The sequence below is a fragment of the Sorangium sp. So ce394 genome (genome assembly GCF_051474665.1).
Lineage (GTDB): Bacteria > Myxococcota_A > Polyangia > Polyangiales > Polyangiaceae > Sorangium > Sorangium cellulosum_D.
Window position 1 is genome coordinate 11,565,825 of the sequence record NZ_CP150339.1, and the last position, 22,059, is coordinate 11,587,883.

Genomic DNA, 22,059 nt, shown 5'->3' on the forward strand with positions numbered 1-22,059 from the left:
CGGATGAGCGGCTCCTTCGTGTACGAGCTGGCGAGCGTCCACGCGCTGGTCCAGCAGGCGAACCCGGACAGCGACCAGGGGATCTACGCGGTCCCCTGCTACCTCGTGCTCGGCGAGCCGGGCTCGGGCCGCTCCACGGTGATCCGCGCGATGAACCTCACCTGGCCCCCGGGCGGCGCCCCGCTCCAGATCGGCGTGCCCGGGGCGCGGTGCTCGTACTGGCTGGCGAAGGAGGCGCTCTTCATCGAGCCCGAGGCGTCGGTGCTCGGCCCGCGGCGGGAGCCGGCCGAGCTCGCGCAGCTCTGCGACGAGCTGCGCCGCTCGCGGAAGCGCGAGCCGATCGACGGCATCCTCCTCGTCCTGAGCATCGCGGACTTCGCCGAGCTCGACGAGCAGGGGGTCGAGGCGTACGCGAACCGGATGCGCGCGTACCTCATCGAGGTCGGCCGCGCGCTGCGCGCCGACGTGCCGGCCTACGTGGTGCTGTCGCGCTACGACACGCTGTGGGGCTTCGCCGAGGTGTTCCAGTGGACGCACGAGCGCGGTCGCGAGGAGCCCTGGGGCTTCACGCTCCCGCTCGAGGCGGGCCCGGGCGCCGCGGCCCCGCGGATCCTCCAGGAGCTCGAGGGGCTGAACGCGCGGCTGGAGTCGTACTGCCTGGCGCGGGTGAGCTCGGAGGACCCGCCCGACGCGCGGATGCGGGCGTTCCAGCACCTGGCCGAGGTGCGGGCGCTGATGGCGCGGCTGCGGCAGCTGTTCGGGGCGCTCGCCATGGAGAACGCGTTCGAGCGGGCGCCGTGGCTGCGCGCGGTGGCGATCGGCAGCGCGCTGCCCGGCATGGGGGACCGGCTCCGCGCCGGGGTGACGCGGTTCATCAACATGGGGCTGGCGCAGCCGCCGCACGTGGCGGTCGCGCAGCGGCCCGGGGGGCTGCCGATCCACGCGACCATGAGGGTGGTCGTGCTGCCGGAGCGGGACATCGTGCCGCTCCGGCCGCGGTGGCGGGACGACCGGTTCACGCTGATCGGCTTCGTCGGCGGGCTGCTCCTGCTGCTCGCGGCGGGGATCACCGAGCTCATCTTGCGGTATGTGATGTGAGGGCGGCGGCGGGGGCGCGCAGCGGGCGGATGGCTCGACCGGGCCGCCCGCGCAGGCGGAGCGCCCTCTACCCGTCGAGGGCCTGCTCCAGCTGTTCGTAGCCGGATTGAGCCACGTGCGGCCTGCGCGAGGCGAGCTGACAGAGCCGCTTCTTGGCCGTCAGCATGTCCAGCACCCAGGCGTCGTCGAGCCGTGTGAGCTGATCTTCGGTCGGGGTCGAGAGCTCGATCCACTGCGCGTCGGTCAACGCTTCGACCTGCTCCTCTAGCTTTCTCATCTCGCCCTGCTCGTAGGCTTCTGCGTCGCGTCTGAGCGTGAGCGCGTCTGGCTCGGCCGCGGCGCTGGCGCGTTCGAGCATCCCGTACACCTCGTCTCTGAGCTGCAAATAGCGCCGGAGCAGGCGAAACACGGTCGGGTCTCTCCCCCAGTCCCTGGGCGGCTTCTCCAAGCCGGCGAGCGCGCCCTCGATGGCCGCATCGAGCTGCTCCTCGGCAGCGCCGGCGGTGGACGCCCGCGCCGTGAGACGTTCGACCGGCTCGCCCGTGTCGTCGCGGACGATCGTCGCGGTCGCGCGCCACCGCGTCCCTGCTCGCTTCGCCGGGCTCCGCTCGACGCGGAAGTAGAGGGGCTCAGTGGGGTCCATGCTCTTCCTAGTACCGAGGTGTCGGATGGGTGTGGGGGCGGCTGAGCTCGGCGTCGGCCTCTGCATCGTAGGCGCAGTCAAGGGCACGAGCAATCTGCACGAGCCGCCGCAGCGCCTCCTGGCGCAGCCTGTAGGTGGACCGATGCCTCGCATCCCCTCCGGAGTTTTGCTGCATGTCCCAGCGACGGAACCTGAGATCGCGAATCAGCACGTCAATCGCGTACGCCAGCGCGTCGCAGTCGGTGCTGCGCTCGTTCGCCGCGTCCTGGACCTCCTCATGGGTGGGGTGCGACTCGCCAGGGCTCGGCTCCCATCGCGGCAGCGGTCGTTCGGACGAGGCGACCGGGGCCGAGGGCACGGCCGGCTGCTGGCCTGGCCGGCCCACGGAGGTGATCGCGTCCACGGCTGTTGTTCCACCCATCACGGCGAGGGGGCCACGGACGCTGGGCGGCCTGACGGCGCCACCGGGCCGCGCGGCGGGCGCGGGGACCGGCTGGGGGACCACCTCGGGCGTGGGCACCGGCTCGGTGACGGGGACCGGCTCCGCGACGCGCGCTGCGCCTCCTTCCGTGGGGTAGACGTGGCCGCCGGTCGCGCCGCTCGATGCCCTCGCCGGGGCCTGCGCTCGCCCCGAGGCGCTCGGGCCCGAAACGCGCGGTCGAAAGGAGGAGAGCGGCCCCTCCCGGATCACGCGGCCGTTCGGGCCGATGACGACGACCCTCGGGTCGCGGGTCCCCCACCCGGTCACCCGGTAGAGGGTGCCTCCCGCCGTCCCTTCGACGGCCTCCACGGCCCCCAGGCCCCCGCCAGCAGGCGGCAACGACCGGATGAGCCGCACCGAGCCCAGCGCGCCGCTCGCCAGGCCCACCGTGCCGAGGACCATGTTCAACGCGCCGAGCGCCATGAGAGAGTCGGCCGCCTCCTGCTGCGCTGGATCGAGCACGTCGTGGGCGCCCCGGCCCAGCGCGTAGAGGCGCCCCTGCTCGAAGCTCTGGTACCCGCGATAGACCTGGTGGGCGCTCATGCCGGTTCCGAGCGCGAGCGCGCCTGCGATGCCGAGCGCCGACGTGGGAGGGAAGATCGCGAGGAGCAGCAGGCCGATCGAGGCGGCGCCGACGACGATCGACTCGACGGTCTCCCACGTCTCTGCGCGGTCGATCGCCTGGAGCACGGCCTGGCGGACGTCCGCATCGGCCAGGGGCAGGAGGTCGCGCACGATCGGCCGGAGCGTGAGGTAGTCGAAGTCGGGGGCGTCGATCCGGCTGCTGAACTCGCGGTAGTCCGCCTGGCGCCGGGCGATGCGGCGGCCGATGTCGGCCAGCAGCTCGCCGGGCGGCGCGGTGCTCCCCAGCGTCTCCGCGGGGAGGACCCGGTAGCCTTCCGGTCCGAGCTCGCGCAGGTACGGTCGAAGCGTGTTGATGCGCTCCTGCGCTTCTGCCACCGCAGGCAAGCCCCTGGGCTGCTCGGAAGTTGCGACCTGTTCGCCCGCCGCGAACGCGGGCCTGGGTCCCGGGTCCGCGCCGGCGGCGAGCTGCTCGAGGGGCGCCCGGAGCTGTTCGCCTCGCTCCGCGCGCGCGCGATCCATGGCCTCGGCCTGGACGGTGGCGTGGCAACCGGTGCAGGCCCGGTAGCGGCCGTCGATCTGCTGCTCCAGCACCCAGCGGCGGTTCGCGCCTCGCGTGCGGAGCCATTGCTCCGCCAGAGCGAGCTCCCCCCGCCGGCCGGCGGCGTCGAGGAGCGCACGAACCTCCTCGGCGTGGACCTGCGCCTGCACCTGCGCCGGCGTGAGCTGCTGCTCGAGGAACTGTCGCCATTGCTCGAGCGCGCGTCCGTTCTCCGCCAATCGCAGCTTCCCTGCGCTCTTGACCAGCCGCTGGAAGGCGGCCAGCCGGGACGCGAGCGGCGCGGGCCCGCTCGGCGTCGAGGTCGAGACCTCGGTCGACGGGAGGCGCTCGACGACGGAGACGGCGACCCTGGTCTGACGCCGGAACAACGTCACCGGGTTGACCTGATCGGGATCGATGTGAAACCCGAAGCGGAATCGCTCGCCGCGCTCGGCCGACGGCCCGAAGTCGAAATGAACGGCGGCGCCGCGGATCGATACGCCGACCGTGTAGTCCCCGACCGGGATCTCGCAGGAGGTCAATCGGTACGGATGACTGACGCCGCCCGTGTCGAACACGATGCGACGGTCCTCGCAGGAGATCCGGACCCCCGTGACGGGCCCGCCCGAAGGCGCGTGCTGACGTTGCAGCAAGGGCGACGCCGTGACGCTTGCCCGCGCATGCGGCGCAGGCCTTGGAGGCTCCCCGGCCGGCCGCGCCTCCTGCCCGGCCCGCTCCCCCGCTCCGGCCTCGAGCCGTCCCCCGCGGATGCTGGCTGCGCCCTGCTGGCAGACGTGCGCCAGCTCATGCGCCAGCAGCCGCCGCCCGCGACCGGACGCCGGGTCGTACTGACCGCTGCGAAACGCGATGTCCCGGCCGACGGTATAGGCCAAAGCGTTCACGGCGCGGGCGGAGGCGTCCGCCCGCGCATCGGCGTGGATGCGCACGTCGCCGAAGTCGTGGCCCATGCGCGCTTCCATGAAGGCGCGCGTGCTCGCGTCGAGCAGCGCGCCCCCGCTCCTCAGCACCTCTCCCACGATCGGCGGCGCGGCGAATCCTCCCCCCGCTCCGCCCGCGTCCCGCTGGGCACCGGCGTTGCCGACGCGCCCCAGCACGCGCGCCTGCGCTCCCGACATCACCTCCGACGCGACGCGATCCGCCTCGCGCTCATAGGCGTCGTCCGCTGGCCCCACCCCGAGCCCGCTGCCATCCGCGGCGCGTTGCATCGCGCCCGCGTGCTCGTCCTCGTCCTCGCACGCCGCGCACTTGCGCTGCACGCCCGCGGCGGCCGGCGGCGCGGCGATGGAGGGAGTGAGCCCGCCGCGGTCCGCCGCGCCGGCCACCTCGCCGGCCTCGCGCTCGTCTCCAAGGCCCGGCGGCCCGAGGCTCGGCGCGCGCTGGACCCAGGGCGTGACGCGGATGCGGGAGAAATCCCAGAGGGCGGACGGAGCGAGAGACGATGGCGCCGCGGATGCCGCGACGGCCTCGGGCGCCGCGCGATCGACCCGTGACCAGGGGGCGCTCCTCGGAGCAGGCCAGCGCGGCTCCACGTCGCGCCATCGCTCCTCGGTCGTCCCGGACGGAGTAGTCGCTGCGGCGTGGTTCGACGAGTCCCGCCGAGACCAAAGCTGGCTCGCCGGCATCGCCTGCGCAGAGCGCTGCAATGCGGGATTTCGCGCTGGAGGGTTTGCTGCCGATGGAATCGGTTTTCGGTCGACCGTGAACATGGCACAACCCTCCCGAGGGGACCATTCCTGCTTATCCGCTTCCGGTGGGCGTTGTCTACGGTGCCTCGAGCGACGCGACGGCATCACGGCTCGCGTGCAAGAGCCCGATCGAGCTCGAATTGAAGACCTACGTGCCCGCGCGCGCGATAGGGTGAGGCGCCCGCGGACGCGGGACGGGAGAGGGCCACGTCTGGACGCCGTCGCACGCGAGCGTGCAGCGGCCATGCCGGCCTGAGCGCGGACGCCGCCGGCGACCTTACCCCTGGCTCCGATCGTCAGGTTGACAGGGCGTGCGGAGGGCTCATACGCATGCAATGGGGGGATACGTCCCAGGCGCCGAATCGGCCTGCTGTTCAGGGCGCTCGCTGCGTTGCGCCTGGACGCGCGCCGCGCAGACGGCGGACCGCGGCCGCCGGCGTCCAGCGGGAGGGCGGCCTTCGCCGGGATCTCGCCGTGACAGCGACGAGCGCGGCCCGCGCCGCCCGTGCGCCATGACGGGCCGGAGCGGCCGCGGCGCGACGCTCCCGGCGCGGCGCTGCCCAGGCGGGACCGGGGCGGCGGGCGCGAGGACGGCGCGATGACGCACCTCCCGATCCAGCCAGGCGCGACCCGCATCCGAGGGCACCACGTCACCGCGAAGATCGGCGAGGGCGCGGGCTCGGCCATGTACCGGGCCCGCCGCGACGCCGACGGGCTCGAGGTGGCGATGAAGATGCTCTACGCCGATTACACGCGGATCGGCGATATCCTCCGCTTCAAGCACGCCTATCGCGTCATCCAGCGCATCGACTCGGCGAGGGTCCTCAAGGTGCACGCCGTCGAGGAGCACGGAGACGGCCTGGTGCTCTTCACCGAGGTTTTCCCGGGCGCCCCGCTGTCCTCGACGCGGAGGTCGGAGGCGGCAGGCGAGCTCGACGTCTTCGCGGTGCTCGACGCCGTGATCCCCGTGGCCGAGGCGCTGGCCGACATCCACCGTCACGGCCTCATCCACGGCGACGTGAGGCCCCCGAACATCCTGCTCGGAGAGGGCGGCCAGGTGAAGCTCACCGGCTTCGGCGTCGACGCCCTCGTGACGCGCGAGAAAGAGGAGATCTATTCCCGCCACGTCCTCACGGAGGTGCTCCCTTACGCGTCGCCCGAGCAGACCGGCCGCATGAACCGCAGCGTGGACTACCGCACCGACATGTACTCGCTGGGGGTCGTGCTCTACGAGATGCTCACCGGGCGGCGGCCGTTCGAGGGGGCGGACCCGCTCGAGCTGATGCACGCCCACATCGCGGTGGCGCCCGTCCCGCCGTCGGAGGTGAGCCCGGCGGTGCCCGGCGCGCTCTCGGCGATCGCGATGAAGCTCCTCAGCAAGAACGCCGAGGATCGCTACCAGTGCGCCGAGGGGCTGAAGGCCGATCTGGAAGAGCTCCGGTCGCGGCGGCGGAGTAGCGGCCTCTCGGGGACGTTCAGCCCCGGCCAGCACGACAGGAGAGACCTCTTCCGGCTCCACCAGAAGCTCTACGGCCGCGAGGGGGACATCCGGGCGCTCATCGATTCATTCGACGACGTGCTCCGGGGCAAGCGCACGATCGTCCTCGTCTCGGGCTATTCGGGCATCGGCAAGTCGTCGCTCGTCCAGGAGATCCTGAAGCCGCTGGCGCGCGAGAAGGGCTATTACATCAGCGGGAAGTACGATCAGTACAACCGCGACAGGCCCTACAGCGCCCTCGTCCACGCGTTCGACGGGCTCATCAAGCAGCTCCTCTCCGAGAGCGAGGAGCGGATCGCGGCGTGGCGCGGCGCCATCCTGGAGGCGCTGGGGAGCAACGGGCAGGTCCTCTGCGACGTGCTCCCGTCCTTGAAGCACATCCTCGGCGAGCAGCCGCCCGTCCCCGCGCTCGGCCCGGTGGAGGCCCAGAACCGCTTCATCCTCTACTTCCAGAAATTCGTCTGCGTGTTCGCCCGGCACGCCCACCCGCTGGCCGTGTTCCTCGACGATTTGCAGTGGGTGGACTCGGCCAGCCTCGGCGTGATCGAGAGCATCCTCGCGAAGGACGGCGTGGAGTCGCTCTTCTTCTGCGGCGCTTACCGCGACAACGAGGTGAGCCCGGCCCACCCCGTGCTCGTCGCGCTGGAGGAGCTCGAGAAGGGCGGCCTCGGGGTGCGGCGCATCGTCCTCGCGCCCCTCGGGCTGAGCCACCTGAACGAGCTCGTGCGCGACAGCCTCCAGACCGCCGACGGGGGCCCGCTCGCGGCCGCGGTCCTGAAGAAGACCGCAGGCAATCCGTTCTTCGTGAAGCAGTTCATGCGGCACCTCTACGACGCGAAGGTGCTGGTCTTCGATCCGGCGAGGGGCTGGGGCTGGGATCTGCGGCAGATCGAGCGGCTCGGGTGCACCGACAACGTCCTCTGCCTCATGGCGGAGACGATCCGGCGCCTGCCGCCGGCGACGCAGCGGGTGCTCCGGCTGGCCTCGGCGATCGGCAACACGTTCGAGCTGGACGTCCTGAGCACCGTGAGCGAGCGCGCCCCCGAGGAGACGTACGCGAGCCTCGATCACGCCCTCGGCGAGGGCCTGATCGTGAGCGCGGACGGGCAGGCTCGCTTCGCGCACGACAAGATCCAGGAGGCCGCGTACTCGCTGATCCCGGAGCGCGACAGGCCGGCGTTCCACTACCGGATCGGGAGGCTCTTGCTCGGCAAGCTGCGCTCGGACAGGGGGCACGACCTGTTCGACGTCGTCGATCACCTGAACAGCGCGGGCGATCTGATGAAGGACCCGGAGGAGCGCATGGAGTCGGCCCGGCTCAACCTCCAGGCCGCCGCGCGCGCCGAGGAGTCGGCGGCCTTCGCCGCGGCGCTGAAGTACCTGGAGCACGGCATGGCCATGCTGCCTGCAGACGCGTGGACCTCCGATTACGAGATGGCGTTCCTCTATCACACGAAGAAGGGCCTCTTGGAGTCGCTGTGCGGGCGGCACGACGACGCGCTCGCGACGCTCACGGGCACCTTCGACAGGGCGAAGGGGCGCCGACACCAGACGGAGGTGCGGCGCCTGAAGATGAAGGTCGAGATCCTGAAGAACGATCTGCCCGCCGCCATGGACGAGGGGCTCGCCGCGCTGCGCGCCTACGACATCCACCTGCCGCCCTACCCGGACGACGGCGCGCTCGCCGCCGAGCTCGCGCGGACCCTCGCGATCATCGGCGACCGCCCCATCGCGTCTCTGGTCGACCTGCCCGCGCTGGACGACCCCGAGATCGCCGCCCTCCAGGACCTCCTTCAGGAGATGTTCTCGCCGACCTACCAGCTCGGCACGAACAACTTCGGCATCACGGTGATGAAGGCGCTCCAGGGCTCGCTCCTGCACGGCATCTCGAAGAGCTCGATCTACGCCTACGTGAATTTCGGGACGTTCCTCTGCGCCGGGCTCGACATCGAGAAGGGCTACGCCTTCGGGCGGGCGGCGGTCCGCCTGAACGAGCGCTGCCCGGACGCGAAGTCCGAATCCATGCTGTGCAACATGTGGGGGGCGTGGGTGCAGCACTGGATGGACACCTACGAGAGCTCGAAGGCGTCGCTGCGCAAGGGCATCCACGCCGGCGTCGAGACAGGACAGTACATCTGGGCCTTCTACAACGCGTGCAACGCGAGCGTGAACGCCCTGCTCCGCGGGGCGCACCTCCACGACGTCCTCGAGGAGGCGAGGCTGCACGCGCCGCTCTGCAAGCTCGACGAGTTCAACACGATCACGTGGATGGTCGGGGCCGTCGCGCAGCTCAGCGAGCACCTGGGCGCGCCGGCCGGGGGCGACTGGAGGCGGGGGGCGTGGGTCGACATCGGCGCGGTCGCCGAGGAGGCCCGCCGCATCGACAACCGGGCGTCGCTCTATTTCTTGAATGTCTTCGAGGTCATCGCCGGCGTCTTCGAGGGCGCGTACGAGGAGGTGGCGGCGCTCTGGGGCAGGGCCGACCCCGGCAGCCTCGGGATGCTCGCCGCGTGGCACGCGAGCCCTTGCTATTACTTCTATGGTGGACTGGCCTTCTCGCGGGCCGCCGGGACCGCCGCCCCTGCGCTCAGGGAAGCCTACCTCGCGAGGCTCCGGGAGTGCGCGCGCAAGGTGGAGTCCTGGGCGGCCCTCGGGCCGGAGAGCCACCGTCACCGCGCCTCGATCCTGAAGGCCGAGCTCGCCCGGAGCGAGCGGCGCGAGGGCGCGGGCGCCCTGTACGATCAGGGGATCATGGCCGCCCGGGAGGGCCAGTTCCTGCATGACGCGGCGCTCGCCAACGAGCTCTGCGCCCGCCATTACCTCGATCTGGGCAGGACCTTCGTCGCGTGTGCCTACATGACCGAGGCGCACCGCCTCTATGGTCGCTGGGGCGCCGCGCGCGCGATGCGGCGCCTCGAGAGGGATTTTCCGCACGCGCTCCGGCCGGAGGCGATGCGCATGCAGGCCGCGGCCGGGCCTGCCCCGCCGTTCGATGCGCCGCACGCGAGGCTCGACCTCATCACCGTGCTCAAGGCGTCGCAGGCGGTCTCGGGCGAGCTGATCCTCGACCGGCTCATCGAGACCTTGCTGACGATCGTGGTCGAGCACGCGGGCGCCGAGCGAGGCCTCCTGATCCGACCCCGCGGCGCCGAGCACGACGTCGAGGCCGAGGTCGTCACCCGGCGCGGCCGGGTCGAGGTCACCCTCCGGCAGGCGCCCGTCACCCCGGCCGATCTCCCCATCTCCCTCCTCCACTACGCGATCCGCTCGCGGGAGAGCGTGATCCTGGACGACGCCGCCGTGCCCAACCAGTTCTCGGAGGACGCCTACGTGCGCGAGCGGCGACCCCGCTCGGTGCTCTGCCTCTCCCTGGTGAAGCAGGGCACGCTCGTGGGCGTGCTCTATCTGGAGAACAACCTGACCCCGCGCGCCTTCACCGCCGATCGCATCGCGATGCTGGAGCTCCTGGCCTCCCAGTCCGCCATCTCGCTGGAGAACGCGCGCCTCTATACCGAGCTCCAGCGCGAGAACAGCGAGCGCAAGCGGGTGGAGCTGGCGCTGCGCGAGCGGGAGGCGCGGATCCGGCGCCTCGTGGACGCCAACATCATCGGGATCGCCTTCTGGGACCTCGACGGCAGGATCCTCGACGCGAACGACGCCTTTCTGGCCATGATGGGCTACAGCCGGGAGGAGCTCGCCTCGGAGAAGATGTACTGGACGGAGAGCACGCCGCTGGAGTCGCATGACGTGACCCAGCGGGCGCTCGACGAGATCGCCCTGACCGGCCAGTTCCGGCCTTTCGAGAAGGAGTTCTGCCGGAAGGACGGCAGCCGCGTCCCCGTGCTGCTCGGCGGCGTGCGGTTCGAAGGGTCGGACGACCAGGGGGTGGCGTTCGTCCTCGACGTGAGCGAGCGCAAGCAGGCGGAGGAGCGCCAGAGGCTCCTTCTGAATGAGCTGAACCATCGGGTGAAGAACACGCTGGCGATCGTGCAGGCGATCGCCGCGCAGACGCTCCGCATGGCGGACTCGCCCAGGGCGTTCACGGAGGCGTTCCTCGCGCGGCTCCTGGCGCTGTCTCAGACCCACAACCTGCTGAACCAGACCTCCTGGCAGGGCGCGAGCCTCCGCGACATCGTGTGCGCCGAGCTGGCGCCGCACGCCGACTGCGACGCCGATCGGGTTCACGTGACCGGCGAGCACGTGCGCCTCCGCCCGGAGGCGGCGGTGACGCTCGGCATGGCGATCCACGAGCTGGCGACCAACGCGGCCAAGTACGGGGCGCTGTCGCAGCCGTCCGGCCGCGTCGAGATCGCATGGGACGTGAGCGCGGACGGGCGCGAGCCGCTGCTCTGGCTCGAATGGCGGGAGATGGGCGGGCCGCCGGTACGGCCGCCGCGCCGCCGGGGCTTCGGCTCGCGCCTGATCGAGCGCGACCTCGGGCGCCAGCTCGCCAGGGAAGTGCGCCTCGACTTCGTGCCCGAGGGCGTACGCTGCGTGATGCATCTGCCGCTGGAGCGCGTGGCCGCATGATGCTCCCGGATCCCGAGGGCCCACGCGAGCTGGAGGGGCTGCGCGTCCTCGTGGTCGAGGACGAGCCGATGATCGCCTCGTCCCTGGAAGATGTCTTGACCGACCTCGGCTGCGTGGTGATCGGCCCGGCGTTGACCATGAAGGACGCGATCCGCCTGGCCCGCGAGGCGCCGATCGATGGGGCGAGCCTGGACATCAACATCGCTGGCGAGAAGGTCTATGCCGTGGCCGACATCCTGATGGAACGGGGCATCCCGTTCGTCTTCGTGACGGGGTACGGGAAGGCAGGGCTGCGCGAGTCCGATCTCAGCCGTCCGGTGCTGCAGAAGCCGTACAGCCTCCACCGTTTCGTGGAGATCGCCAGGCGGTGGCGATAGCCGGGCACCCCTGCGCGGCGACGCCTGGCGCGAGCGCGCGTCGCGCGTGCGCAGCGTCGAGCTCGTCCGCGCCCGTCGTGCCCGGTCCGGCGCCGGCGCGCGGGGTGCGCTCTCCGCAGGCGGGCTCATGGTGGCTGTTTGCGACGGCGCGCGCTCGGCCATGTGACGTCGCACGACGGGAGCCGTCGCATCGATGCGCCCTTTCGCGGGGGCGATGCGGCCTTATATTTGCGATGACTCCTCGTTGAAAGGAGGTTCCCATGGCGGAGCAGCAGCGTCAGCAAGTGGGTCAAGACGTTCCTGTGGCCAGGTCGCAGCAGGGCAAGCCCAGCAGCCAGGCGACGGGACAGACTTCCTCTCTGGGGGCCGGCGGTCCGTCCGCCGGGCTGCAGCGCCAGCAAGGCGGCGGTCAGCTCGGGCGGTACGGCGGGGCGGGCGGGGTCTTCAGCCCGTTCACGATGATGCGCCGGATGATGGAGGACATGGATCGCATCTTCGAGGACTTCGGCTTTGGCGGGACGCTGTCGCCGTTCAGGCAGCCTCGTTCGCTTGCCGAGCAGGGCGGCGGTCGTGGCCCCTCGTCGTTCGGCGGCGGCCTCTGGTCGCCGCACATCGAGGTGGGCGAGCGCGACGGTCAGCTGGTCGTGAAGGCCGATCTCCCGGGCGTGACGAAGGACGACATCCGGGTGGAGCTCCACGATGACGCGCTGATCATCGAGGGCGAGCGCCGGCAGGAGCAGCAGGAGCAGCGCGAGGGCGTGAGCTACAGCGAGCGCAGCTATGGCTCGTTCATGCGCTCGATCCCGCTGCCCCAGGGCGTGCAGGCCGACGACGTGGACGCGAGGTTCGAGAACGGCGTCCTCGAGGTCTGCCTGAAGCTGCCGCAGCAACAGCAGCGCGGCCGCGCGGTGCAGATCAAGAGCGGCGGCGGGTCCGCGGCGCAGGTGGCCGGCGGGCAGGGGGCGACGGCGGGCGGCGGCACGACGGCGTCCGAGAAGGCGAATCGTCCGAGCTGAGTTGGGCTGGAAGGCGAATCGGCCGAGCTGAGCCGGCTTAACTCGAGAGGGGCGGCGGAGCGCCGCCCCTCTTCGTTTTGATGGTTCGCGGAGGATGCGATGATCACCGACGGCGTTGTTCGAAACTGGTGGGCGCCGCCGGCTCCGGTGTCTCGAAGGCGCGGGGGCTCAGGAGCCGTCCGCGGCGAGGAGCTCCCGGGCGTCGCTGACGACGGCGGCGCGGCGGATCCAGCGGTCGAGCTCGGCGAGGTCGGTGCTCGCGAGGACGCGCTCCCGCACCTCGGCCGGGACCTCCAGCCCGCGGGCCTCGAGGAAGGTGAGGACGTCGTGCGCCTTGGCCTTGATCTCTCCCTTCGCCACGTAGCTGCGCGCGAATTCACTCTGAAATTCGTAATTGCTCTTCATCATCGCCTCCAACGTCCGCCTCGCCGCGATGTTCAGCGAGGATAGCACCAGGTCTCCGTACAGGGCGCGGCGCTCCTCATCGAGCCCGGCAGCCGCCGCCAGGAACGCCACGCCGATCGCCTCCCCCGCCTCCCCCTGCCCGTGCGCCATGGCCGAGAGCACGACCACCTCGGGCGCTGCCTTCGCCTGCTCGGCGTCCGTGACGACCGGGACGCCCTGCGGCCCGAGCACCAGCGGCGTCAGCATCAGGCCGGGGTGGCCCGTGTCGATCGGCCGCGAGCACCAGCGGGCCATCGCCGGGTTGGTCGTCACGACCAGCAGCCGGGTCGGACAGCGATGCCGGGCCCTCGTCTGGGCGAGGTACACGAGCCAGACGTACGGCTTGTCCGGGTCTGTACCGAGCTGCACCTCGACCACGACGGCCATCGCGGGCCGCTGCTGCTCGCCCACGAGCACGACGACCAGATCGGCCCGGCGGTCCGAGGGCACGATCTCGGCGAGATTGGAGGACTCGATGCGCGCCTCCGTGAAGGTCGGAATCGGCTGGCCGAGCGCGTCCTGGAGCATCTCGGCGGCGAGCGTCGGCCGGTTCTTGAACAGCTCCACCAGGGCTTCATGGGTGACTGAGGGCATTGGAGCATCTCTCGGGTGGTTACAGGCATGTTCGACTTTTAGGAGGCGCGTCTCGCTCATGCAGCGCTACCGTGCCAGCCGAAGCAGCCGCCTCCTGCCCTCTAAATTCCGGGTAGGTCCCCGGATTCGTCACGCCGTGTGATTTACGTGTGCTCCGACGTCAGACCACGGGGCCGGGGCTCCACGAGGGCGATCAAGATCACCGAACGTGGGTGCGTCGCACACGTGGGCGAAGCTCTACCGAACAGTCCACCAGGGCGATCGCATGATTACGCCCGCGCTGGCCGGCGGACCTCACCGCGCGCCCGGCGCTCCGGCGCCCCCGGCCGCCGCGCCCCCGCCCCCGCCGAGGATCGCGAGCTCCGTCGCGATCCACCGGTCGAGCTCCCCCTGCAGGCTGAACAGCGCCAGATCGAACTCCCGGCCGTTGACGACGATGAACGGCGTCCCCGAGAGCCCCGCGCGGTCGGCCTCGGCCTTGTCGCGCGCGATCACCCGGGCGGCCGCCTCGCCGGCCATGTCGGCGCGGAACCGGGCCATGTCGAGGCCGACCCGCTGCGCGTAGCCGAGCAGGTCCTTGTCCTCGAGCCGCTGCTGGTTCTCGAACAGGAGCCGCTCCATCTGCCAGTAGTGGCCCTGCGCGTGCGCCGCGATGGCGGCGCGCGCCGCGGCCTCGGCGTGCGGGTGCGACCGCAGCGGGTACACCTTGTGGATCAACCGCACGTTCGGCGCGTGGCGCTCGAAGATCTCGTCGAGGAGCGGGACCGCGCGGCCGCAGGAGGGGCACTCGAAGTCCGACCACACGACGATCTGCACCGGCGCGCGCTCCGGCCCGCGCGACGGCGAGTCGGCGAGGTCGATCTTCTTCACGTTCGGTCCGAACCGCACGCCGTACGCGGCCTGCGCCTCCGCGGCGCTCGCGCCCCCGCGGATCTTGTCGGCGACGAGCTGCGCGGCGGGCACGCAGGCCGCGCAGGGGCGCGACTCGCGGACGCACTGCGCGAGCGACACCGCCTGCTCGGCGCACGGCGCGTAGAGCTGCGAGACGAGCTGCCACCACGTGTGGCGCTCGCGGCGGACGAGCTCGGCCGTGTTCACGCCGGGCAGCTCCTCCGGCTCGCCGCCGGGCGCGTCGAGCGGCGCGGCGCCGGGAGGACCGGGGAGCGGGACCGCGGGCGCGTCCGCGAACTGGGGATCCTGCCGCTCCGCGCCGCCGCACGCGGCGAGCGCGGCGAGCGCGATGAGCGCGATCCGTCGTGCACCTGATTTCGGAATGAACACGCGCGGATGCTACACCCCCGCGGCGGCCGAGCCAGGCCGAAGCGCTGCCCGCGTCGCGCGCGCCGCGCGCCCTCGCGGCGGCGCGGCACCTCGCCGCCGGCGCGCCCACGGCGCCGCTGCCCCTTCAGAAGGCGCCGCCGAGGCCGAGCGTGGCGCGGTCCGGCGCCAGGGCGACGTGCGGCGCGAGCCGGAGCCGAGGCGAGCGGAGACGGATGTACTCGTAGCTGTCGGCGGTCGAGCGCTCCTCGCGCTCGAGGACCGCGATGTCGATGATGTTGGCCGTGAGGAGGCCGGCGCTGCTGCCGAGCATCATGCCAGCCACCTCGTCCCACCCGCGGGCGTCCACGGCTTTGCCGGCGAGCAGGCCGACCATGCCGCCGCCGAGCGTGCAGCCGGCGTTGAGGCCGAGGCTGGCGAAGCCCTTGCCGAGGTTGCCGTTGGCCCAGTGGGTGACCGGACCGCCGAGCGCGAAGGTGCTGACGGACCACCAGGCGAGCACCTCGTTTTCCGTGCCGACGGCGATGGGCACGAGGATGGCGGTCCCGCCGAGCACGAGGAGGTGCTGCCAGCCGTACCAGACGCGCTTCGGCCCGGGCTGCTCGCCCGCGGGAGCGCCCTCGAGCAGCCAGGGGCTCGTCGTCCAGGCCGGGAGCGCCTGGGGAGCTCCCGGCGGCGCAACCCCGGTCGGTGGCGCCCCCGACGGCGGCGCAACGCCGTCGCCCGGAGCTGGCTGCGGAGGAGACACGTCCGTCGCCGGCGCCAGGGGCATGTCCGCCGCGCCGCCCGGCGCCGGCGCCGTCGGCGACGCTGACGGCGCGCCGGCTGGGCCGCCCTGCGACGCGGCAGGCGCTGGCTGCGACGCTGCAGGCGCTGGCGAGACCCGGGGCGCGGGACCAGACGCCGGCTGCATGGCGGCGACCGGTCCCGCCGCGAACACCACGGCCGCTGCACAACCGAGCCGCAGCCCCCCGCGAAGCATGCCTGTCATCCGGCGTTCCTCTTCCCTCTTCGACGCTCGCAGCCGTTGTACTTCCTTTCGCTCGGCCGCTGCACGCAAATCGGGCCCCGCGCCCGCGCCCGCGGCGAGGACGGCCCCTGCGGCGGCGCGCGCCGTCGACCCCGGCGCCACGCCGACCGCGCGCAGCGCTCGCACGCGGCGCCGAACTGGCGCGCAGCCGCCGCTCCTCGAACGCGATGCACCAGCGATCGGACGGTAGGCCTGCGACAACTTGCCACATATTCCGCGCGCGCCAGCCGTGCCTACATGCCCTGCGCCGGGCAGCCGGCAAGCGCGCGCAGCGCGCTCCTTCGGAGGCAGGACGACCACCATGACCCAATCGCCGGGATCCACCTTGCTTGCGCTGGCGCTCGCCAGCTTCGCCGCCTTCGCGCCCGCTTGCGGCGACGACGACAGCGTCAACCCCATCTCCGGAACCGGCGGCGCCGGCGGCGAGGAGCCCGCCGGGACCGGCGGCTCCGGCGGCGATTCCCCCGCCGGGACCGGCGGCTCCGACACGGGCGGCGGCGAGCCCGTGGATGACGAGGACAGCGACCACGACAGGGACGGCTTCACCCCGCGCGAGGGCGACTGCGACGACTTCAACAACACCGTCCACCCCGACGCCGAGGAGCGGAATCTCGATAACGTCGATTCGAACTGCGATGAGTCCGACGCGCCGGTCACTACGCTCGTGTGGAGCGCCGGCCCGGAGGACGATCTCGTGGACGCGATCGACGTCATGGACGAGGACGGCGATGGCCAGATCTCCCTCGAGGAGTTCGCCGCGGCGTGCGCCGAGTCCGCCATGCTGTCGGGCACCGCGCGCCCCGGCCTGGTGCAGGTCCACGCGTCCTGCGCCGGCACGAACAGCTGCCGCGGCATGGTCTATCAGAGTTGGAACGAGCTCTACGAGCACGCCTGCCGCGCCATGAACAGCTGCAAGGGCTGGAGCTGCGTGGAGACCGCCGAGGACCAGGATCGCGACGGCCCCGCGGCGTTCGGGGACGGGGGGTGCACCCACTGCCACTCCGGCCCGGCGGGCACGTTCGGCGTGAAGGTGCCGCCCGGCGAGGACGTGGAGGCCTTCGTCGCCGGCTTCTGGGAGCGCCGCTCGGACACGTACCTGCAGTCCATCATCGCGTTCGGGATCGACGGCGTCGCCGCCGAGGGCATCGCCTACTCGAACATGCCCGGCGCCTATCACCTGCTCTCGCGGGCCGAGATCGACACGCTGATCGCCTACCTGCGCACGCTGACGCCGGAGGGCCACCCCTTCGAGCAGCTGCCGGCTGCAGAGCCGATCGACCCGAGCCCGTAGCCGGCCGATGAGCGCGCCGCGAGCCGCCGACGACGACCGAGCGCCCGACGCGCGCGCTCTGCCGCGCGACGCGCTCGGCCTCGGGCTGCGCCCGCCGCACTACGAGGCGATCGAGCGGCTCCGGCCCCGGCTGGGCTTCTTCGAGATCATCGCGGAGAACTACCTCGGCGCGTCGCCGTTGCCCCGGGAGCGGCTCCGGCGCATCGCCGAGCGCTACCCGATCGTCGCCCACGGCGTCTCCCTGAACCTGCTGGGCGAAGCCCCCCTCGACCGGGATCACCTGTCCCGGCTCCGGGATCTGATCCAGGAGTTTCGCATTCCCTATTTCACGGATCACCTCTGCTGGACGGCGTTCGAGGGCACGACGCACCACGATCTGCTGCCGGCGCCGTACGATCCGGAGCTGATCCCCTACGCCGCCGCTCGGGCGTCCGAGGTCCAGGAGGCCCTCGGCGTCCCCTTCGGGATCGAGAACCTGTCGTCGTACGTCGCCTGGGAGCGCGACACGATGCCGGAGTGGGACTTTTATCGCCGCGTGGTAGAGGAGTCCGGCTGCTGGGCCATGCTGGATGTCAACAACATCTTCGTCTCCAGCGACAACCACGGCTTCGATCCGCGCGAGTACCTCGACGGCGTGCCGTGGAGCCGGGTCTTGCAGGTCCACCTGGCCGGACACCAGGTGTTGCCCTCGGGCCTGCGGCACGACACGCACGATCGTCCGGTATGCGACGAGGTCTGGTCGCTCTACGAGGAAGCGTGGCGGCGGGGCGGCCCTTTTCCCACGCTCCTCGAGTGGGACGCGGAGATCCCGCCCCTGTCCGTGGCGCTCGCGGAGCTCGACAAGGCGCGGCGGGTGCGATCGGCATGAGCCCGAGGGGCGGAGATCCTCCGCGCTGGCTGCGAGAGCTCCAGCGCGACTTCACCGCGGTCCTCCGCGCGCCGCTCGACCCGGGCGCCGGGCGCTTCCGCGAGCGGCAGGAGCGGTATCCCGCGCGCCTCGTGGCGCAGCTGAAGGGCGGCCCGGGGGGCCCCGCGCCGGCGGAGCGGCTCGCGGTCTATCACCGCCAGTACTGGATGCGGCTGTTCACCGCGCTCCAGACGAGCTTTCCCCGCGTGGCGCGGGCGGTGAGCCACTGGCACTTCAACCACCTCGCCGCGCTGCACCTCGCCGAGCGCCCGCCCCGCCACGCCGACCTCGACGAGGCGACCCGCGGCTTCGCGGAGCGGCTCCACCGCGCGCTCGAGCGCCTCGACGGTGCGGGCCCGCGCCGACCGCCGGAGCGCCCGCCGCACGGCGACGCGTGGTGCCGGCGGGTCGAGCTCTCCAGGGCTCCGCTCGCCATGGTCCGCCAGGCGCTCCGCATGGACGAGGCCGAGCGGCGCGCCTACGAATCGCCCTTCGAGGGGCTGTGGCGGCCGACGCCGGAGGAGCTCTCCCGGCTGGCCGGATCGCGGCTGCGCTTCGCGGTGTCCTGCTCGCTGGCCGAGGAGGACTGGGATCTCGCCCGCTTCTCGCGGCTCGCGGGGGCCGATCGGGACGAGGGCGCGCCGGAGCCGATCCGTCGCCACCCGTCGACCCGGACCTGGGTCTTCGCCCGGAGCGCCGCCGGCACGACCACGACCTCCGTGGATCCGCTGTTCGCCCGGCTGCTCGAGCGCTGCCGGGAGCTGCCGTTCGGGCAGGCCCTCGCCGCCGTCGAGCAGGGCTGCACGGCCGCGGAGGCAGCGCAGCTGCGCGCGAACCTGCAAGGCTGGATCGCGCTCGCCCTCGCGAGCGGCTGGTGGACCGGCCTCGCCGGCGGCGAGCCCGGCGCGCGGCCGGAGGGCTCGAGCGAGGCGCCGGGCCGGGCGTGAGCCTCCCCGGCGAGTCCCGCCCGCCGGCCCGGGGTGGGCCTCGGAGGACGCCGGCTACGGCGCCTCGACCACCGTGCGCGACTCCTTCGCCTGGATCACGTCGGGGAGCAGGAACGGCACCAGGTGCGTCTGGTTCTTTCGCCAGAGCTCCGCCTGATCGCGGAAATGTGGGCTCTCGGCGTCCCAGACATTGCCTCCGGGAATGGCGTTCCACGCCTTCGGCCCCGCCGGGTCGAGCTCCACGACGAGCCGTTGCGACGGGCCGTGGACGTACTGGAAATTCGGTGACTCGTCGAGCGCCCACGAGAGGCGATAATCCGAGGAGTCCACCGCGAACTCGTCGCCGCCGCGCGGAAAGCCGCCGCTCCAGAGGGGATCGCTCGGCGGAGGGATGCTGAGGCTGCTGAGGAGGGGGACGAGCGCGTCGAAGGTGACCGTGTGAAAGGCGCCCCAGCGGGGCGCCGCAGCCCCGGAGCCGCCCTGTCGATCGAGCCAGGCGAGGGCGTCGAGCAGGGCGCGCAGCACGCGATCGTCCCTGGACTCGGCCGCTGGCGTGCCCATGTCGTCCCACAGCGCGCTGTCCTGCACGGCCGGATCGAAGGTGGCGAGCTGCTCCCGATCGGCGGAGAACAGGTGGAGGAGCGCCTTCGCCGACATCTCCCGGGAGAACGACGAGAAGCCCATCTGGCCGAGCTCGTCGCCCAGCACCCGGCGCACCACCCGGACGAGCCAGAGGTTGAAGACCAAGGTCGCCTCCGAGGCGCGGGCGTCGATCGCGCCGGGGCCGTCGCCCTCGTCCGCGAGCGGCATGGCGGTATCGAGATCGATGCCGGCGGCCGCCTTGTAGTCCGCCTCCTTGCCCCAGCCGTCGAGGAGCGCCCGCAGGGCGACGAGGCGCTGCGGTTCGTATGCGGCGTCCGCGACGATCGCGGTCACATCGGGGTGAGTACCGGGCGTCTTGCGCTCCTCTTCGGCGCGGTCGATGGCGCGGAGGAGGTGAGGCACGAGCCTCACGCCCAGCGCCGACTTGATGTCGCCCTGGATCGCCGCGCAATCCTCCGGCGACAGAGGACCCTCGTGGGCATCGATCCGCTCCTGGATGCGGCCCTCGCGAAACCCGATGTCGAAGCTGCAGCCCAGGTACATGGGGGTGCCGTCGGGGAGCGCGCCGTTCGATGGATCGTTGTCCAGGGAGTCCCCGATGGGGTCGTTGTTCGCCGTGGCGATGTATCCCGCCGGCGGGTTCTTCGCCCGGGGGATGAGGTGCTCGGGGAGCGTCCCGGTCCACTCCGCGGTCCCGTCGCCGGGGAGCACCATGCAGGGGAGGACGCCCGTATAGGTGGCCGCGTCCCAGGCGAACGCCTCACGAGACCGCGTCGGGATCGCCGCGTGCGTCGTCCAGAGGATGTCGCCCGCGGCGTCGCCCATCACCCAGTTCTGCGCGCCGACGCTGAATTTCGAGAGCGACTCCTGCGCCTCATCGACCGAGCGAGCGCGCAGCAGGCCGAAGATGGCCTCCAGCTCCTTCGTCGGCGAAAGCCCCGTCCAGCGGACGCTGAGCGCCCCCACGGCCGGGTCCGGATCCACCACCGCGTGGTCGACGATGGTCGGCAGGAGCGGGCCGTGATGGGGCACGATCGGGACGCGGTAGGTATAAGGTGCCCTGCCAGCGATCGCGATGACCTCCTCGACCGTCTGGAGGGGCACTGGATTGCCCTTGAAGAGCACGGCCTTGCCGTCGGGCGTGAGCGTCTCGGCATAGACATCGGTGACATCGTACATCGCGACCGTCGCTCCCCACCCGACGTGCTCGTTGTGGCCCAGGATGATCCCCGGAATCCCGGGGAAGGTGACGCCCCCGACGTGAACATCGCGGCTCGCGTCCTTGCCCTCGGGCGCGGTGACATGGATCGAGACGGCATACCAGACGGCCGGCGCGCTCAGCGACAGGTGGGGATCGCTGGCCACGAGCGCGTGCCCCGTCGCGCTCCGGCTCGCGTGGATGGCCCAGTTGTTCGAGCCGAAGCCCTCCGGGGCGACCTTGCTCCTGGCGCGCTGGACCGCGCTCAGGTAGCCGGTCAGCGACGACATGAGCTTCGCGCGGTCCGGCGCGGCGCGCCCCGGTCGTCGCGCGCTAGGCGCTCTCTTCGCCGCCTTGTCCTCCGCCTTCCGGGCCCTCTCCCGCGCCGGGGAGGCGGGATAGCCGCTGCTGGTCACCGCGGGCTCGGAGGGGGCGAACCTCAGGAAGTCCCGCTCGAAGCCGGCGCGCTTCTGCGCGAGCGGATCGGCGCTGCTCGACGCGAACGTCGTCCGGGCGGCGTCGAAGAACTGCTGCGTGGTGATGTCCAGCTCGGCGTCGAACGACAGGAGGTAGCTGTGGAAGCGGCTGATCACGAGCGAGTCGACGCCGCTCCAGTCGGTGAACGCCTTGGCGGGTATCCCCGTCGCGCCGCCGGGGAGGAGGATGTCCCCGGAGCGGATCTTCCTGAACACCTGGGTCACCCCGTCCGCGTACGCGTCGAGCATCTGGCGGAGCTCCCCCTCGGGGAGCGCGTCGTACTGGGCCCTGGCGATCCGACCGAGCCCGACATGGCGGAGAGCGATGTCCTGATCGATGGTGGTGGGATCGAGGTCGCCGAAGAGCTCTGCGAGCCTCCCCTCGGCGGTGCGCCGCAAGATCTCGAGCTGAAGCGCGCGGTCGCGCGCCGTCAGATACCCTTCGACGCGCATCGCGTCCACGAGGCTTTCGGCATAGATATGGGGCCTACCGTCCCTGTCCTGGACGACATCGACGGCGGAGAGCAGGCCGTCGATGGTGAGCCGCCCGTCGACGGGCAGATCCGGCCGATCGCCGAGCGGACCGAACGTCGCGGAGGAGGGCGGGCTGCCGTCGGGCGCGCCCGCGTCGGGGCCCGCGTCGGGATCGCTCGGCGCGCCCGCGTCGGGCGCGCTGCTGCCGGGACCAGGGGCGTCCGAGCACCCGAGCATGCCCGTGAGCCCGGTGACCAAGGCGAGGACGCAATGTGCCGAAGAGAATGACAGTCGCATGAACGCTCCTCCATAGGACATAGGATGGAAGCGAGCCACCGCGGCGGT

Annotated in this window: 13 protein-coding genes; 7 read left to right on the forward strand and 6 right to left on the reverse strand. The window is 72.0% G+C overall.

Annotated elements, in window-relative coordinates; genetic code table 11:
- Nucleotides 1–3: 3 nt before the first annotated feature.
- Complete coding sequence (locus WMF33_RS42795; RefSeq protein ID WP_061626747.1) at nucleotides 4–1,098, forward strand: type VI secretion system protein; 1,095 nt, start codon at nucleotides 4–6, stop codon at nucleotides 1,096–1,098.
- A 67-nt stretch (nucleotides 1,099–1,165) separates the two neighbouring features.
- Here the strand turns inward: WMF33_RS42795 and WMF33_RS42800 are convergent, their stop codons facing one another.
- Together WMF33_RS42800 and WMF33_RS42805 are read right to left on the reverse strand one after the other, a co-directional pair.
- Nucleotides 1,166–1,741 carry a hypothetical protein gene (locus WMF33_RS42800; protein WP_437333983.1) on the reverse strand — a complete coding sequence of 192 codons (576 nt, stop codon included), beginning with the start codon at nucleotides 1,739–1,741 and terminating at the stop codon, nucleotides 1,166–1,168.
- A gap of 7 nt (nucleotides 1,742–1,748) precedes the next feature.
- Entirely contained in the window at nucleotides 1,749–4,895 is a 3,147-nt protein-coding gene (locus WMF33_RS42805; protein WP_437333984.1) for an eCIS core domain-containing protein, read from the reverse strand.
- Nucleotides 4,896–5,649: 754 nt separating this feature from the next.
- Between WMF33_RS42805 and WMF33_RS42810 the strand changes: the two genes are divergently transcribed.
- The 3 genes from WMF33_RS42810 (at nucleotide 5,650) to WMF33_RS42820 (ending at nucleotide 12,472) form a co-directional block, all read left to right on the forward strand.
- On the forward strand, nucleotides 5,650–11,079 hold the full coding sequence (locus WMF33_RS42810; protein ID WP_437333985.1) for an AAA family ATPase: 5,430 nt from the start codon (nucleotides 5,650–5,652) through the stop codon (nucleotides 11,077–11,079).
- Nucleotides 11,076–11,456 (forward strand): response regulator, encoded by a 381-nt coding sequence (locus tag WMF33_RS42815; RefSeq protein WP_061626751.1) that lies wholly within the window; start codon nucleotides 11,076–11,078, stop codon nucleotides 11,454–11,456. Before WMF33_RS42810 ends, WMF33_RS42815 begins: the two co-directional genes overlap by 4 nt.
- A 260-nt stretch (nucleotides 11,457–11,716) precedes the next feature.
- A complete protein-coding gene (locus WMF33_RS42820; protein WP_437333986.1) occupies nucleotides 11,717–12,472 on the forward strand; it encodes an Hsp20/alpha crystallin family protein in 756 nt (251 codons plus the stop codon).
- Between the two features lie 168 nt (nucleotides 12,473–12,640).
- Here WMF33_RS42820 and WMF33_RS42825 read toward each other — a convergent pair whose 3' ends face one another.
- The 3 genes from WMF33_RS42825 to WMF33_RS42835 form a co-directional block, all read right to left on the reverse strand.
- Nucleotides 12,641–13,510 carry a hypothetical protein gene (locus tag WMF33_RS42825; RefSeq protein WP_437333987.1) on the reverse strand — a complete coding sequence of 290 codons (870 nt, stop codon included), beginning with the start codon at nucleotides 13,508–13,510 and terminating at the stop codon, nucleotides 12,641–12,643.
- A 294-nt stretch (nucleotides 13,511–13,804) separates the two neighbouring features.
- Nucleotides 13,805–14,791: a DsbA family protein gene (locus WMF33_RS42830; protein ID WP_437333988.1), complete on the reverse strand. Its 987-nt coding sequence runs from the start codon at nucleotides 14,789–14,791 to the stop codon at nucleotides 13,805–13,807.
- Nucleotides 14,792–14,915: 124 nt separating this feature from the next.
- Nucleotides 14,916–15,779: a hypothetical protein gene (locus WMF33_RS42835; RefSeq protein WP_437333989.1), complete on the reverse strand. Its 864-nt coding sequence runs from the start codon at nucleotides 15,777–15,779 to the stop codon at nucleotides 14,916–14,918.
- A gap of 340 nt (nucleotides 15,780–16,119) precedes the next feature.
- Between WMF33_RS42835 and WMF33_RS42840 the strand changes: the two genes are divergently transcribed.
- From WMF33_RS42840 to WMF33_RS42850, 3 genes are read left to right on the forward strand one after another with little or no spacing between them, the layout of a single operon-like run.
- Entirely contained in the window at nucleotides 16,120–17,109 is a 990-nt protein-coding gene (locus WMF33_RS42840) for a c-type cytochrome (protein ID WP_437333990.1), read from the forward strand.
- Nucleotides 17,110–17,116: 7 nt separating this feature from the next.
- On the forward strand, nucleotides 17,117–17,977 hold the full coding sequence (locus tag WMF33_RS42845) for a DUF692 domain-containing protein (RefSeq protein WP_437333991.1): 861 nt from the start codon (nucleotides 17,117–17,119) through the stop codon (nucleotides 17,975–17,977).
- The gene (locus tag WMF33_RS42850) at nucleotides 17,974–18,963 is read left to right on the forward strand and encodes an HvfC/BufC N-terminal domain-containing protein (protein ID WP_437333992.1); all 990 of its coding nucleotides are present in this window, start codon (nucleotides 17,974–17,976) and stop codon (nucleotides 18,961–18,963) included. The genes WMF33_RS42845 and WMF33_RS42850 overlap by 4 nt, the downstream gene beginning before the upstream one ends.
- A gap of 54 nt (nucleotides 18,964–19,017) precedes the next feature.
- Here WMF33_RS42850 and WMF33_RS42855 read toward each other — a convergent pair whose 3' ends face one another.
- Complete coding sequence (locus WMF33_RS42855; protein ID WP_437333993.1) at nucleotides 19,018–22,011, reverse strand: penicillin acylase family protein; 2,994 nt, start codon at nucleotides 22,009–22,011, stop codon at nucleotides 19,018–19,020.
- Between the last annotated feature and the right edge of the window lie 48 nt (nucleotides 22,012–22,059).